12 protein-coding genes and 4 tRNA genes are annotated in these 14,918 nt (G+C 55.0%); 7 read left to right on the top strand and 9 right to left on the bottom strand.

Annotation, left to right across the window (positions count from 1 at the left end):
• Positions 1-68 precede the first annotated feature (68 nt).
• The 5 genes from clpB to TU82_RS24655 all read left to right on the top strand — a co-directional run bounded on the left by clpB (position 69) and on the right by TU82_RS24655 (position 3,442).
• Positions 69-2,633: an ATP-dependent chaperone ClpB gene (gene clpB, locus TU82_RS24675; RefSeq protein ID WP_057725840.1), complete on the top strand. Its 2,565-nt coding sequence runs from the start codon at positions 69-71 to the stop codon at positions 2,631-2,633.
• Positions 2,634-2,934: 301 nt separating this feature from the next.
• Positions 2,935-3,010 (top strand) — tRNA-Asn (locus tag TU82_RS24670).
• A 9-nt stretch (positions 3,011-3,019) separates the two neighbouring features.
• Positions 3,020-3,096 (top strand) — tRNA-Pro (locus TU82_RS24665).
• Between the two features lie 5 nt (positions 3,097-3,101).
• A tRNA-Lys gene (locus tag TU82_RS24660) sits at positions 3,102-3,177 on the top strand.
• Between the two features lie 188 nt (positions 3,178-3,365).
• Positions 3,366-3,442: transfer RNA gene (locus TU82_RS24655), tRNA-Pro, on the top strand.
• Between the two features lie 169 nt (positions 3,443-3,611).
• Here the strand turns inward: TU82_RS24655 and TU82_RS24650 are convergent.
• Positions 3,612-4,931 carry a site-specific integrase gene (locus TU82_RS24650; protein WP_057725839.1) on the bottom strand — a complete coding sequence of 440 codons (1,320 nt, stop codon included), beginning with the start codon at positions 4,929-4,931 and terminating at the stop codon, positions 3,612-3,614.
• A complete protein-coding gene (gene mobH, locus TU82_RS24645; protein WP_057725838.1) occupies positions 4,928-6,814 on the bottom strand; it encodes a MobH family relaxase in 1,887 nt (628 codons plus the stop codon). Before mobH ends, TU82_RS24650 begins: the two co-directional genes overlap by 4 nt.
• A gap of 205 nt (positions 6,815-7,019) precedes the next feature.
• Here mobH and TU82_RS28390 point away from each other — a divergent pair, with 205 nt between their 5' ends.
• Together TU82_RS28390 and TU82_RS24640 are read left to right on the top strand one after the other, a co-directional pair.
• Positions 7,020-7,508: a hypothetical protein gene (locus TU82_RS28390; protein ID WP_082632088.1), complete on the top strand. Its 489-nt coding sequence runs from the start codon at positions 7,020-7,022 to the stop codon at positions 7,506-7,508.
• A gap of 232 nt (positions 7,509-7,740) precedes the next feature.
• Positions 7,741-8,064, top strand: coding sequence for an Ac45/VOA1 transmembrane domain-containing protein (locus tag TU82_RS24640; RefSeq protein ID WP_008432855.1), 324 nt, complete (start codon positions 7,741-7,743; stop codon positions 8,062-8,064).
• Positions 8,065-8,096: 32 nt separating this feature from the next.
• Here TU82_RS24640 and TU82_RS24635 read toward each other — a convergent pair whose 3' ends face one another.
• From TU82_RS24635 to gatB, 7 genes are all read right to left on the bottom strand, one after another.
• The gene (locus TU82_RS24635; RefSeq protein ID WP_057725837.1) at positions 8,097-9,611 is read right to left on the bottom strand and encodes a conjugal transfer protein TraG N-terminal domain-containing protein; all 1,515 of its coding nucleotides are present in this window, start codon (positions 9,609-9,611) and stop codon (positions 8,097-8,099) included.
• Positions 9,608-9,988 carry a hypothetical protein gene (locus TU82_RS24630; protein ID WP_057725836.1) on the bottom strand — a complete coding sequence of 127 codons (381 nt, stop codon included), beginning with the start codon at positions 9,986-9,988 and terminating at the stop codon, positions 9,608-9,610. The genes TU82_RS24635 and TU82_RS24630 overlap by 4 nt, the downstream gene beginning before the upstream one ends.
• 8 nt (positions 9,989-9,996) lie before the next feature.
• Positions 9,997-11,358, bottom strand: coding sequence for an integrating conjugative element protein (locus TU82_RS24625; RefSeq protein WP_024073345.1), 1,362 nt, complete (start codon positions 11,356-11,358; stop codon positions 9,997-9,999).
• Between the two features lie 20 nt (positions 11,359-11,378).
• Entirely contained in the window at positions 11,379-12,320 is a 942-nt protein-coding gene (locus tag TU82_RS24620; protein ID WP_057725835.1) for a TIGR03756 family integrating conjugative element protein, read from the bottom strand.
• The gene (locus tag TU82_RS24615; protein WP_082632087.1) at positions 12,317-12,745 is read right to left on the bottom strand and encodes a TIGR03757 family integrating conjugative element protein; all 429 of its coding nucleotides are present in this window, start codon (positions 12,743-12,745) and stop codon (positions 12,317-12,319) included. The genes TU82_RS24620 and TU82_RS24615 overlap by 4 nt, the downstream gene beginning before the upstream one ends.
• A gap of 137 nt (positions 12,746-12,882) precedes the next feature.
• Positions 12,883-13,050, bottom strand: coding sequence for a hypothetical protein (locus TU82_RS24610; RefSeq protein ID WP_420892984.1), 168 nt, complete (start codon positions 13,048-13,050; stop codon positions 12,883-12,885).
• 339 nt (positions 13,051-13,389) lie between these two features.
• On the bottom strand, positions 13,390-14,835 hold the full coding sequence (gatB, locus tag TU82_RS24605) for an Asp-tRNA(Asn)/Glu-tRNA(Gln) amidotransferase subunit GatB (RefSeq protein ID WP_057725834.1): 1,446 nt from the start codon (positions 14,833-14,835) through the stop codon (positions 13,390-13,392).
• Positions 14,836-14,918: the final 83 nt, after the last annotated feature.

The raw sequence follows: 14,918 nt of genomic DNA, 5'->3' as shown, positions 1-14,918 counted from the left end.
TCTGGCAGGTTTCTTCATTCAGGATGTGTTTGTTCATAGCTCCGGCCTGCTCAAAAGGAAGGTGACTAATGCGTATTGATCGTTTAACCAGCAAATTGCAGTTGGCCTTATCGGATTCCCAGTCCCTGGCGGTCGGTCTCGACCACCCGGCGATTGAACCGGCGCACTTGATGCAGGCGCTCCTCGAACAGCAAGGTGGTTCCATCAAGCCCTTGTTGATGCAGGTGGGCTTTGACGTCAACAGCCTGCGCAAGGAGTTGAGCAAAGAGCTCGACCAACTGCCGAAAATCCAGAATCCCACCGGCGACGTGAATATGTCGCAGGATCTGGCGCGGCTGCTGAACCAGGCCGACCGCCTGGCCCAGCAAAAAGGTGACCAGTTCATCTCCAGCGAACTGGTGCTGCTCGCCGCCATGGACGACAACAGCAAGCTCGGCAAGTTGTTGCTGGGCCAGGGCGTGAGCAAGAAAGCCCTGGAGAACGCCATCAACAATCTGCGCGGCGGCGAGGCGGTGAACGACCCCAATCACGAGGAATCGCGCCAGGCCCTGGATAAATACACCGTCGACCTGACCAAGCGCGCCGAGGAGGGCAAGCTTGACCCGGTCATCGGCCGTGATGACGAAATCCGCCGCACCATCCAGGTGCTGCAACGTCGCACCAAGAACAACCCGGTACTGATCGGTGAGCCTGGCGTGGGTAAAACCGCAATCGCCGAGGGGCTGGCCCAGCGCATCATCAACGGTGAGGTGCCGGACGGCCTCAAAGGCAAGCGCCTGCTGTCCCTGGACATGGGCTCGTTGATCGCTGGTGCCAAATTCCGTGGCGAGTTCGAAGAGCGTCTGAAATCCCTGCTTAATGAATTATCCAAGCAGGAAGGACAGATCATTCTGTTTATCGACGAACTGCACACCATGGTTGGCGCCGGTAAAGGCGAGGGGTCCATGGATGCCGGCAATATGCTCAAGCCCGCCCTGGCGCGAGGCGAGTTGCATTGCGTCGGTGCCACCACGCTCAACGAGTACCGCCAGTACATAGAAAAGGACGCGGCGCTTGAGCGACGTTTCCAGAAAGTGCTGGTGGAAGAACCCAGCGAAGAGGACACCATCGCTATCTTGCGTGGCCTGAAAGAGCGCTATGAGGTTCACCATAAAGTCGCGATTACTGACGGCGCGATTATTGCGGCGGCCAAGTTGAGCCATCGCTATATCACTGATCGCCAGTTGCCCGACAAAGCCATCGACCTGATCGACGAAGCGGCCAGCCGCATCCGCATGGAGATTGATTCCAAGCCGGAAGTGCTCGACCGCCTGGATCGCCGCCTGATTCAACTGAAGGTCGAATCCCAGGCGCTGAAAAAAGAAGAGGATGAGGCGGCGAAGAAACGCCTGGAGAAACTCCAGGAAGAAATCGTGCGCCTGGAACGCGAGTATTCGGACCTCGAGGAAATCTGGACCTCGGAAAAAGCCGAAGTGCAGGGCTCTGCGCAGATCCAGCAGAAGATCGAGCAGTCGCGCCAGGAACTGGAAGCCGCACGCCGTAAAGGTGACCTGAACCGCATGGCCGAGTTGCAGTACGGGGTGATCCCGGACCTGGAACGCAGCCTGCAGATGGTTGACCAGCACGGCCATAGCGAGAACCAGTTGCTGCGCAGCAAGGTGACCGAGGAAGAAATTGCCGAAGTGGTCTCCAAGTGGACCGGTATACCGGTGTCGAAGATGCTTGAAGGCGAGCGCGACAAGCTGCTGAAAATGGAAAGCCTGTTGCATCAGCGCGTAATCGGCCAGGAAGAGGCCGTGGTGGCGGTCTCCAACGCGGTGCGGCGTTCCCGGGCCGGGCTGTCCGATCCGAACCGTCCGAGCGGCTCGTTCATGTTCCTCGGTCCGACCGGCGTGGGTAAGACCGAACTGTGCAAGGCCTTGGCGGAATTCCTCTTCGATACCGAAGAGGCCATGGTGCGCATCGACATGTCCGAGTTCATGGAGAAACACTCGGTGGCTCGCCTGATCGGCGCACCACCGGGCTACGTGGGCTATGAAGAGGGCGGTTACCTGACCGAAGCCGTGCGGCGCAAGCCCTACTCGGTGATCCTGCTGGATGAGGTCGAGAAGGCGCACCCTGATGTGTTCAACATCCTGCTGCAAGTGCTTGAGGATGGCCGCCTGACCGACAGCCACGGACGTACGGTAGACTTTCGCAACACGGTGATCGTCATGACCTCCAACCTGGGCTCGTCGCAGATCCAGGAACTGGTGGGCGATCGCGAGGCACAGCGGGCCGCTGTCATGGACGCGCTGACCACGCACTTCCGGCCGGAATTTATCAACCGGGTGGACGAAGTGGTGATCTTCGAGCCGTTGGCGCGGGATCAGATAGCCGGCATTACCGAGATCCAGCTGGGACGCTTGCGTGCACGTCTGGCCGAGCGCGAACTGGCCCTGGAGCTGAGCAGCGAGGCGTTGGACAAGCTGATTGCGGTGGGTTACGACCCGGTATATGGCGCACGGCCGTTGAAGCGTGCGATCCAGCGCTGGATCGAGAACCCGCTGGCACAGTTGATCCTGTCGGGCAGCTTTATGCCGGGCACCAGCGTCGAGGCGACGGTGGAGAACGACGAAATCGTCTTCCATTAAGCCCCGCGGCTGGTGCTATTAGAGGAGGCCCCGCATTGCGGGGCCTTTTTTTTCGATAGGGCGTTGAACTGTAAGGCAAAGGCTTGTAAAGTGCGCCCCGCAGCAACGTCAGCCCACGGGTTTCTTCTCCCCAAGAAGAAATCAGAAAGAAGCGCAAATCATTGTCTTAAAAGCAATTTAAAGGGTTGACAGGGGTTTTTAAGATTGTAGAATAGCGCGCCTCAGAGACGCTAACGTAGCGATACGGACAGGGTTGAAGAGAAGCTACAAAGCAGTAATGTTGTACTTTGAAATATGCAGTTCCGTGATAGCTCAGTCGGTAGAGCAAATGACTGTTAATCATTGGGTCCCAGGTTCGAGTCCTGGTCACGGAGCCAATTTCAAACCGGGGTATAGCGCAGTCCGGTAGCGCGCCTGCTTTGGGAGCAGGATGTCGGGAGTTCGAATCCCCCTACCCCGACCATATTTGGGTCGTTAGCTCAGTTGGTAGAGCAGTTGGCTTTTAACCAATTGGTCGTAGGTTCGAATCCCACACGACCCACCATTTTTGAAACCAGTTCACGCTGGAATCAAATCTTAGAATCAGAGGTTCTAGCTCTGATAGAGGCGGTTTTACGGTTTTGGAAAGTGTTACAGCACTTAGATATCGCCGTAGACATGCAGCCGTCTGAGGCGAACAGTAATTTCGGTTCGTCATGATGTCAATGTGCATCGGTTTTGCGATGTGCATTCCGGGGTATAGCGCAGTCCGGTAGCGCGCCTGCTTTGGGAGCAGGATGTCGGGAGTTCGAATCCCCCTACCCCGACCATATTTAATGAAAAAAGGCGCCTTTATGGCGCCTTTTTTTTTGCCTTGCATAAGGGTGTACCGTTCGTCGGAAAGCGGCCGGTTTTCGAAATGATGCTTTATTCCGGGCAGGTGAAAGCCTCTGGCAAACCAGAATTCCCCATAGCCAGTGCGCTTCGATTATCAGCGTGCTAGGGCGATGCTCGAGAAAATGATGAGCTTTGCATTGAATGCTCAGTTGAGGTGCGTTTCCTGAATTTACCAACACCGAGCCCGCTCGCCATTAGCGTCAATAATAGACTTTGCTCCACTTGATCTATTGGTGGGCCCATAGAGCATGTCATTGACTCGCGATGCAGTTGCGCCGATGCGAGCTCGAGAGCCCTCTGTAGAGCGCTTCGGCCAGTCGACTTGGTAGGCTGGTCAATGCTGACCTCTGTGCTGCCAGATTGTTGTGGAGGTGGCAGCTTCTTGGGCTCCGGTTGAGGGATTTCCTGTGGATGCGCGCCTATCTTGGCGGGTAAGGTGATAGGAGGTGTGCCACTTGGATCAACCCGTCTTACCCGGCTTAGAGCGCCTTGAGCCAAGCTTCGCTCATGCAGAACGGCACGCATATGGTCGTAGTCCGCCTCAATGTAATTCATCGTTGTGGCGAGATTCGAGTGATTCAGCAGGCTTTTCGTGAGGTGGATGTTTCGCTCCGGTTGCTTCATCAAGTCTGTTGCTAATGTGTGCCTGAAGCGGTGAGGGGTCATGCGCACGCCGATCTTATCGGTGAGCTTGCCGTACATTGACTCTACCTGGTCGATGTTCATTTCCTTGCCATGGTAGTGACGGGAGAATCTGTTAACGTTGAACAGCTGATCGTCTGGTGAAAATCCGATTTTCTCGGCCTCCCCCAGAATCCTGGATAAGTGCGGAGCCAGTCCTTCCATAATGGGTAGGAAAAACTCCCGATGGGTCTTCTCTGTTTCACCGCGAACCAAGATCATCTGGTTTTCCCAGTCGATATCTTTGTAGCGCAGGCACAGCAGGGCATTCAAACGTATGCCTGTGTAATAAAACATTTCGAAGACGCTGAGCCAGAACCAGGCAGGTGTTATCTGGCTACGTTCATGAGTACAACGTTCTTGGCCTACAAGGGATATGAGCCAGTTGCGTGCTCGTTGGATGGCGTCTCCATTGATTGTCTTGCTGGCTCGCTTTGGTGGGATAACGCTGGTTTTCTTGAATGGGTTGATCGTTGTATGGGTCATCAGGCCGTGTTCTATGGCGTAACCCCAAACAGTGCGAAGGTGATTTGAATAGGTGTTCCAGCTGCGTTTGGATAATCCATTCTCAAGGACTTTTTTTCGCCATGTCAGAACCGCACGATGATCTATCTCCTCAGCTGAGGCAGTTCGGAAGTGCTTGAGCAGCGCTTTGGTCGATGCACGATAGATCTTTGCACTGGCAGGCCGTAGATCATGGGCAAAGATGTATTCCTCCGTCAGATTCGAAGGGGTCGTCATTGTGGCGGCTCCGGTATTTCTGACTTCAAGTAAAGGCTGATGTTGTCGAAGGGAACCTCAGAGAAGATCGTCAGCGGATCCAGAAGCAAGTATCCCTTGAGCTGCTTGGATTTTCTGGGTCCAACTACGTCGCAGGTCCAAATATTCAGGCTTCTATGTGTTTTTCGATGAAGTTTCTGTTTCTCGAAACTACGTTGAACCAGCTGCCAGGCGCTGACTCGCTGTACTTTGGCTTGCTGCTCAATGTGGGGGAACTCAAGGACGTAGCGCTTGAATATTCCAGGCGTTACCAGCATAGCGGTCCCTGCTACGGTATGAACCAGCGCTTTGGTATCGTTGATAATGATGGTCCGGGAAGCGATGCCTTTCTTAAGCCATTCAACAAATCCCTGACCGATCTCGGCGTTATTGCTCGGCATCGGAGTGACTTCTTCAATTATTGCTACAGGCGCACCTCCGTGATTGGAGGTTTGGGAAGGCTGGATGTCATCCAGTTTCGGAGGCGCGGTATGTGCCGCTGAGACCGCTTTGTTTTTGTTGTCTTCTGATGGCTCATTGATGTTACCAAGGAGCGCCAGTAGCTCGTCAAATTCATTGGTACTGCTCGAGGAATGCTGCGGGAGTTCGAACGGTGATGGCTGTGCCGGTGCTAAAGGCGCCGGCACAGGGCTGGATTGAATGTCCGAAGGCAACTTTTTTGCCGGTGCGGCGACGTTATTTTCAGCTGCAGGATCTTCTGCCGGGTTGCCAGCGTCCACCTCAAGAGTCCCAGCGTAAGCTGTGGGCCGATCATTTGGATCATTCCAGATCAGTGCCGGTGAGAGCTTCAGCAGGGTGAAGGTGTTTCGCCAGCCACGACCATTGTCTATCGTGGCTTTCCAGATTGCCTTGTCTTGGGCATTGGTTTGGATTACCCCCTGATCTTGCAGCATGTTGAAGAAAGGCGCATTCGAACTGGGTACACCTTCAACGCCTTGGGTCAGCAAATAGGCTCGCAATTGATCAGCAATAGGCTTGCTAACCAGCCAAAGAGCATCCTGTGTCAGCCAACCATCTGACGGTCCATCGGGTTGATTCAGTTTGAATGTATCTCGGACCAGGTGACGCAACCCATCTGCCAATTGACGCTGCAAAGACTGTTTGGGCGCGGACAGCGCGCGGGCTGGATTTCCACCGAGTTCCTGTGCGACGGACGCCTGATCGGCCTTGACCACGATCTCTCCCAAAATACCGGCATGTTCGTACTGACCAGCCAAAATGAAGATTAACTGCGACCACACTTCGGAGAAATTACTGAGCCAGTCTAAGATTTCTGAGGAGAGGATCTGTGCGTAGATCAGTGCGGCAGCGGCTCCGTGAAGTTGGTAGTTGCGTCCTTTCACGTAGCGGAATCGATAGGGACGATCGATCGGACCGTGCCAGGGGTGCCAGGTTTTCCCTCCTGCCAGCTCGACGTGCACGTCGACGGCGATCTTGCCGAGGTCGTGTATCAGAGCACCATAAGCTGCGGCGGCAGTCCAGGCCTCAGCCTGTGCTGATTGGGACTCCGGCGGTGCGCCTATAGGTAGCAGGTAGCTCTGTCGAATCTTCAAGGCATAGGCGACGATTTCAAGCCCGTGATCCAGCATGCCGCCCGGGTGTGCATGATGGTGGTTTTGCGAAGCAGGGAGCTGCTGGACCAACTCCGCGTAGCGCTCAAGTGGACGCCTATAGAGCTCGACAAATTGTGAGCGAGATAACGATGCGCGCTGCCAAATGTTCTCCAGTAGTTTCTGACGGCGCGGCGATGCCAGTAGTGCTTGGCTAGAGGCCGGCTGTATAAAACCGTTAGGGGAGGGGCTTTGGGCGGGTAGCGCTTTATTGCGGCGGAAAATAGAGAACATCGCCTGCTCCGTAAATGATTCATGGGGCAGGCTTTTCTCCTATCAAAGGGGGGGCGAGCAAGGGGAAAGGATCACTGGTGGTCTCGGGTATTTCTTTTGGCGAAGAGCCATCTTTCTATGGTGGTGACGGAGAAAGGAATGCAGAATTATCGTCGTTTCGGTCTAAGGGCACGGTGCCGCGGATCGACCATGTGAGGAAAAAATGATGGTTTCACTTCGCTACGCTACGAAATCAACCTCAGATAATGTTTGGGCACTTTGTGATTTGATACGTGACAATAAGTGTGACGAGATCGTTCTTTTTGCTAGCGTAGGGAATGATATTGAAGATGAAGAAGCAAGGTGGAACAACAACCTTCCTCTGGTTGTCGCCTTAGCTAAATATATTATTCCTCACGTTGATAGCGTCTTGGTCGTTTTTGATGGTGTGTTTCTAACCGCTGCGCGTTCCGCTCGTTATGGTGAAGTACGTGAACTGCTTGATGTAGCTATCGCGTCTGACAAGGTTTACTACTCTAGCCAGAGAGCCCCACTTACTAGCGAAATGACGCCTGATCAGGCAGTTTCAACGCTTCTCCATTTAGGTCCTATCCAACCCTTGACGTCTGAATCCAGAGCCGATTACTTTTCTTTGCTTAGTAATTTGACAGAAGACGAGTTAGTTGAAATTTATCCAGCTCGGGAAATGCGTTAATGAGATTGGACCTTTTTCCCGCTGAAAGCGGCCCTTTCGGGTAAGGCTTTTACCCTTGTGAACCATTCCATTCGCTTCTACAAAACCTTTTACCTTTTGGGCCATTTTTGTGAAAGGGGGGCATCTGGTGCTGAAGGCAAAGGCCGTTTGTCTCATGATCTTGCAGCAGAGAAAAATCGGTATTATAAGTAATGTCAAATCGCCCCTAGACCGGGTAAGAAGGAGACGCACCATGACCGCACAGACCTCTCAGGGAGTAGCAAGTCGCTTAGGCTATGGCCTGGGTCAGGCTGCGCGCCTCGTTTGGTGCAGTCAGAACCGTACCCTGCGTTGGGTCAAGCGTCTGGTTGTGGCTGCCGTACTCCTATATTTTTCTGCAGACATTTTCAGCGGGATTATCAGCGTTGCAGTATTTACCTTGGTTTTGGGTGGAGGGCTCTGGGCGTTGAATCACAGACCTACGCCTCGCAGAAACCAAATAGAGTATGGTCAATGCTATGGCCCCGATGGCTATGGGTACTATGTTGCTGGTCAACGTGTAGACGACGATGATTAAGGGTCTCATATCAATGATATGAGACCCTCACGTTACATAACGCTACGTTTGACAGTATTCACCCCTTCCTGACCTGCCTTTTGAACATCTTTTGTTCCGCTGGTAAGGCCTTCCAATGCTTTTCCTGCGCTCACCCCTGCCCATCCCAGCGCGCCCATCCAAAACACTGGCAGGATGACGAACATCGAGCCCATCACGAAGTTTAAGATTGCGTCCTGGGTGGCAGTGTTCAAACCCATCACAGGATCAAATGATAAATGCGGAGAGCCGGCTCCATATAAAGCGTCCAGTATCGTGGTATCGACCCATCTAGCCAGTTGAAACCAAAAGTCCACGAATATCAGAGCGAAAAAAACAACGGACATAGTCATGGCCACTTTTAGTTGGTAAGCCCCGACAATTAGCACCAAGGGAATGCAAATCACCATCGCCATTTTCAAGAACGCCATGACCATCGGTAGCGCCTGGCGAACCATGTCCATCGCTGGAAAATAGGCCATAGATCCTAATGCAACCCCGAGAGTCCCCGCTGCCCGGGCTGCACCATTCCACACAGTTCCGTCGATTTGTCCCCCGTAGTCCGTATAAACATCCCCTTTCACCTGGTTCGACGGCGAGACCAGTTGCCGGACAAGCGAGTCAGTGACTTCGTCCGGGGACAACCACTTTGCCCAGCCGAGCATTTTGGTCATGAGGTCCGGCGACACTTGAGCCTTGATACGGTCCCGCAGTCCCACTCCGCTATCTGACCACCATTGTTTGCAAGTTGGATAGCCCCCACCTCCACCCACTTGTGGTAAACCCACATCGCGAGATGCGTTATAGGGCCATGAGGCCCTTGGAGTTTTGGAGTAGTCCGTGTCGTAATAACCCGAGGTGTTCAATAAATAGTGCGAACCAATCCAGCTGAGTTCCTGCGCAAAACGAGGGTCATTCCCTTGCGCTCCCAATTCGGGTTGGCGCATGAATAATCTGGCACGGGAGGGTCCATAGCAATCGTGCGTGAAGTCGCCAATTTCCTGAGCCAATAGCGGGTTGTTGATCTTGGTGTTGCTAACTTCCATGCGTACTTGCCGTAGATCAGTCCCGCAGGGAATTGCTGCTAAAGCGCCACTGGTTAATCCCTTTGATAATGAATGCATTAATGCCCACCACATGGGCATCTGGGCACTCTTTCCTGCCAGTGAGCTGAATGTTGTGTTCCAGCCTGTGTCTGTGGGTTTAGGTAAGTTGTATTGACATTGCTGAGCTCTACTCTGGTCAAATGCCAAGGTATCAAAACTCACATTGACGGCTGGTACAGCGAAGAATGCGACTACGATGTAGCCAACGTAGATATTGGTTTCGATACGTGCCAGTGAGAGAACGCCTTTGTTGCCCTCATCGGCCCCCTCACCACGGACTTTCAGCCACTCTCGAATAACGATGATGCAGAAGGGGAGGGCGAATAGACCGGTATCTGAAATCATCGCCCAGATACCATTGTTGATGATCCAACCGACCAACGTCAGGTAGTACTCTAAATAGTCATTGGTGTAGAGCGTCACAGAACACCCCCTGCCTGATACAGCACCTTGCTCAGTTCAACCATCAGAAATAATAAGATCACCATTATCTCGATCTTCAACAGGCCTTTGCGCCGTTTCGAGCGTTCTGAGTTCGATAACCGTGCCTTGAATTTGAACCAGGCAACGGTCAGTGCGATATAAAGCATTAGGCGCCAAGTAAAGAGCGGCCAATAGTGGTCGGTGCGCCAGGCTTGCCATTGCTCGGCGCTGTCGAACATGTTCATCAGGACAGCGCTGAGTAGGACTACGAGGGCGGCAGTCGCGAGCAAAACACCCAGAACAAGCAGAATGCTCCTCCCGGTTCGTCGAACCAGCGAACGGTTGGGAGCGGCGACAGGCTCCTGTATTTCGGTCATGGCCTTTCTCACTGTTTGTTCTGGGCGGGTGACTGCAACTGGTCCAATCGATTCGTTTCTGGGGCTCCCGGGGACACGCCACGAGAGTCTTCTGCCCGTGCTTTGCTGCGTTCAATGATGGTCAGAGGCGAGTTCTTCGCGAGCTGCTGACGCATGTCCAGTTCCATTTTGAGGTTGCCGATCTCCTGTTGCAGCGAGGAGCTCTGCTGGCCGACTGCCTGGACGGCGAGGTCATTAGCCGCGACGTTCGGTTCCCGACTGCCTGCCATCAAGGTGCGCTGTAGGGTCAGAGCTTTCTCCAACACATCGGACAACGCGACTTCGGAGGCAAGCCGGCGAGCGAGTACGTCTTGGTCGCGCTCATCCTTGAGTGCTGCTACAACGCCTCGGGTGATGGGTAACGAGTTGCTGCTCGCTGCTTCCAGGTTTTCTAGCGACAGCGTTTTGCTTCCGCTCAGCAGTTCCTGCAGGGCCTTCAGCTTGGTGTCGTATGTTTCCTGGATCAGCGGCGTGAGGCCGACGCCTGCGGCTGTCACCGTTTTAGGGCAACTGTCACAGGTCTGCTGTTGTTGTTCACCCAGGACACGATTGGCAAAGGTGGTGGCTTCCTGGGGCGATGACCAGACATTGCACACCATGCCGTTGTTGCAGTTCGCTTTACTGATGGATGCGGTGTCGCCGGCCGCGCGCTTGTTCAGAAGGTTGTAGCCAGCCTTGGTGACGTCGCCTACGATACGAATTGGCTTCTGACCGGAACCACCTGCTCTATCACCACCAACCCAAGTGACGCCATCGTTTCCACCTTTCTTTTCGACTTGTTCCACCGCCGATACTGCGTCTGTGTTGGATGTTAGCGCCTGACTCATAGCCTGACCTTCAGCAAGCTTGCCCCAGCCCATTTGGTTACCGGCGATATCCGCCATCTTTTCGCCAATGGCGCGGCAGGTGCCTTTGGAGCGGTCGAAGTCCAGGCGGGCCTGCAAAATGCCGTTGGTGATGAGGTTGTATAGCGCCGGGTTCGCACGTTGAAGAATCAGTGCCGGCAGCGAAGCCACGGCGCTGGTGGCGCTCTGTACCACCGAGCTCATGATGTTTTTGAAGCCGGAAGTGGCACCATTCAATTGGTTTTCAAGGGTTGTGCTCAGGCTCATGTTTCCGCAGATTAGATTGGTATTCCAACCGCCTCCCACAGAAATACTATCCATGTTACCTGCGCTCCCCATGGTGACTGCGTTGCCGCCGCCAATGCTATACAGCACGTTGTCCCCAATGACGCTTCCGGAGGATGAGACGTTGATTGGATCAGCAGAGAGCGCTATTGCACTGCTGAGGCTGCAGGCGAGCCCTATCGCCAAGGTAGTGAGTTTCATGCTTTGCTCCGATCGCTGTTTCATTGGAAGTCCGTACTGCCGAGGAAGGTCTGTCCACGACGCTGGCAACACGAATAAGGGCGCCAGAGTGCCCAGGCGTAGCCGCCATCCTGCGCATCGATGTTCGGACCGATGGTGGGAAAGGTTGCGCAAGTGGGGTTGAGGACTGGGGTGAGCTCTTGCCACTTACCAGTGGAGGCGTCACCTTCGCGTAGCGGCCCTGCGGGCCAGTAACCGGGGTAGGGAAGGGCGAGCATCGGCAAGTAGACATGGACCTGGCCTGGGCGGGTAACTACGTCGCCGGCACGCTGCGCAATAACTGCGCCCGTTTTGTAGTCGTCAGTCTGGTTAAGGAAGCCGCTACGCGGGTAGACGTTCCCCCAGCTGCTTGCTGAGAGCAGGCTACCGACTTCGCGCATGCCCGGAATGAGTGCTTCGGGGTATACGGATTCCGGGACGCCGTATCGCCAAGCAATGGGGTCAAGGGTGCTCAGAAAGTAAGGCACAAGCGGTAAGGTTGCGCCTTTGCATACATAGCCCGAGGCGCTGGCAAACTGACTCAACGCCGCACCACCTGGATGGCCGATGACATCGGCTTCCTTAAATTTGATGATGTTGTTCTCGGCAACGTGATTGGTAGTGCCGTCGTTGCCCGCTTGGGCCATCGGATTCGGGGTGCCAAGAGGTGACATCTCTATCCAAGGGTTCATCCCGGTATTCGCATATGCAGACACCACAGCGTCCGGTACGTAGTGACGAACCTTGGTCGAGGTTTTGACTTTGCATCCGAATGGCGTGCAGAGCAGCCAATAGCAGATGCCGACCACTTTGTACTCCAGGCAGGTTGGTGACAGGGTCGAGGCAATAATCGCTGCCGAGTTGATCGCAGCCGATGCACTGAATGACAGGCTGAAAGTGATAGCCAGCGACAAAGGCCGGATCGCAAAACGTGAGCGTCTCATCGTGAAAGGCTCCGCGCTCGTTCAATCAACGCGACGGCTTTAGCTACGTCAGGCTCGCCGTACACGACGTAGCGACGATCTACGATCACGGCTGGGAGTTTTTCGACTCGCAGGCTCCAGGCGTCTGTGACGCCCTGCTGGGCTTGGGCCAGCTCGTTTTGCAGATGCCTCCCTGCAGGGCTGATCAGGTAGCGTTGAATGGCCGCTTCTGCCTGGCGTGGGTCGGCTGGTAGCTGGTTGGAAATTTGTTCTTCAAGGCGCTGCTGATCATCCAAGAAGATGACGCGAGCGCCAGAAGGTGCGGATACTGGATGTGCTCGGTTTGTAATGACCCACGTTTCCGCGTGGGACGCAGTGGACAAGAACAGTAGCAGTAAAAACAGCCAGCGCCGCGTCTCGCTAAGGTGGGTAAGGATTTGGAGCATGGCACCGTACCTGATATGGATTCAGGTACAGAAGACCGGATGGTCGTCCTGAGCGCAGTAAGAAATAGGAGTTTGGAGGCTTTGGGTATTTGAGAGCGGCGAATTCGTGAGGGTTGGATTGGAGATGGCACTTAAGGCTACAGGCCCTGGGCTTCCTCTTCGCCTTCGAACGTCCACTGGATCTGGCCTTTCTGATCATCGGGACTCAGGCCCTTGATTTCGTCCATCAGCTCAGGCACAACAAGCTTGTACTTATCCAGCGCTTGTTCGTGGCGTTGCTCTTGCGTCAGTTCATTCACGGTCATGGGGTTCTCACTGATCTTGGGAATGGAAGATGGATCTGGATCCTCAAGGATCTGTCTGACGCGGTCGGACGGCCTCGGAACCATTCACGACCATCTGAAAACTGCTGGGCGATGCTCATGCAGGCTTCGAAAATAGGACGTTTGCAGGGCTAATTGCACGGGTCGTTACATCTCTCCCACAAAAAGTTGATTTGCGGAACGCAAACCCGAATCAGAAGTCGGTACGAGCGTTTGCACTTGGTAAGGAATTCTCGTAATACGGGGTTTTTCGAAGCGTTCGTTTGCTCGGTGTCCGGCCCCATTAGGACACAGGAAGGTTCCTGATCAGCAAAGAGTCAATCACCCTTCGAGCTTGCTTTTGAGCAGTTCGTTGACTTGTTGCGGGTTGGCCTTGCCCTTGGACGCTTTCATCGCCTGGCCGACAAAGAAGCCGAACATCTTGCCGCGCTTGGCTTCGTCAGCCGCACGGTATTGTTCGACCTGCTCGGCGTTCGCCGCGAGCATTTCATCGAGCACGGCCGAAATCGCGCCGCTGTCGGTGACTTGCTTGAGGCCGCGCTTGTCGATGATTTCATCGGCGCTGCCTTCGCCTGCCGCCATCGCTTCGAACACGGTCTTGGCGATCTTGCCGGAGATGGTGTTGTCCTTGATGCGCAGCAGCATGCCGCCCAGTTGCTCGGCGCTCACCGGTGCTTCGTCGATTTCCAGGCCTTGCTTGTTCAACAGGCTGCCCAGCTCGACCATCACCCAGTTGGCCGCCAGCTTGGCGTCGCCGGCAATGCTCACGACTTTCTCGAAGTAGTTGGCTTGCTCGCGGCTGGAGGCCAGCACGCTGGCATCGTAGACCGACAGGCCGAACTGCGCCTGGAAGCGTTCGCGTTTCTGCTGCGGCAACTCCGGCAGGGTGGCGCGGATGTCATTGAGGAACGAATCTTCCAGCACCACCGGCAGCAGGTCCGGGTCGGGGAAGTAACGGTAGTCGTCGGCTTCCTCCTTGCTGCGCATGGCGCGGGTTTCGTCTTTGTTCGGGTCATACAGGCGCGTTTGCTGGATGACCTTGCCGCCATCCTCGATCAACTCGATCTGGCGACGCACTTCGCTGTTGATCGCCTTCTCGATGAAGCGGAACGAGTTGACGTTCTTGATTTCGCAGCGCGTACCGTATTCGGCCTGGCCCTTGGGTCGGATCGACACGTTGCAGTCGCAGCGCAGCGAACCTTCGGCCATGTTGCCGTCGCAGATGCCCAGGTAACGCACCAGCGCGTGGATGGTCTTGACGTAGGCCACGGCTTCCTTGGCGCTGCGCATGTCCGGTTCGGAGACGATTTCCAGCAACGGCGTGCCGGCACGGTTCAGGTCGATACCGGTGGCGCCGGGGAATTCTTCGTGCAAGCTCTTGCCGGCGTCTTCTTCCAGGTGCGCACGGGTGACGCCGACACGCTTGATGGTGCCGTCTTCCAGGGGGATGTCCAGATGGCCCTTGCCGACGATTGGCAGTTCCATCTGGCTGATCTGGTAGCCCTTGGGCAGGTCCGGGTAAAAGTAGTTTTTGCGCGCGAACACGTTGTGCTGGCCGATCTCGGCGTCAATCGCCAGGCCGAACATCACCGCCATGCGCACCGCTTCCTGGTTCAGCACTGGCAGCACGCCGGGCATGCCCAGGTCCACCAGGCTGGTCTGGGTGTTGGGCTCGGAGCCAAACGTGGTGGCGCTACCGGAGAAAATCTTCGATTGGGTGGCGAGCTGGGTATGAATCTCCAGCCCGATCACGACTTCCCATTGCATGTGTGTCTCCTAGCCTTTTGCGGTGTTTTGAAAAGTTGTGAGCGAAGGTAAGCCAGTTTTCAACACTGCATTACCGAGCGCAG

Source organism: Pseudomonas orientalis, assembly GCF_001439815.1.
Taxonomy (GTDB): Bacteria; Pseudomonadota; Gammaproteobacteria; order Pseudomonadales; family Pseudomonadaceae; genus Aquipseudomonas; species Aquipseudomonas orientalis.
The sequence above is the reverse complement of the archived record's forward strand: the minus strand, read 5'-3'. Positions and strand labels throughout refer to the sequence as shown.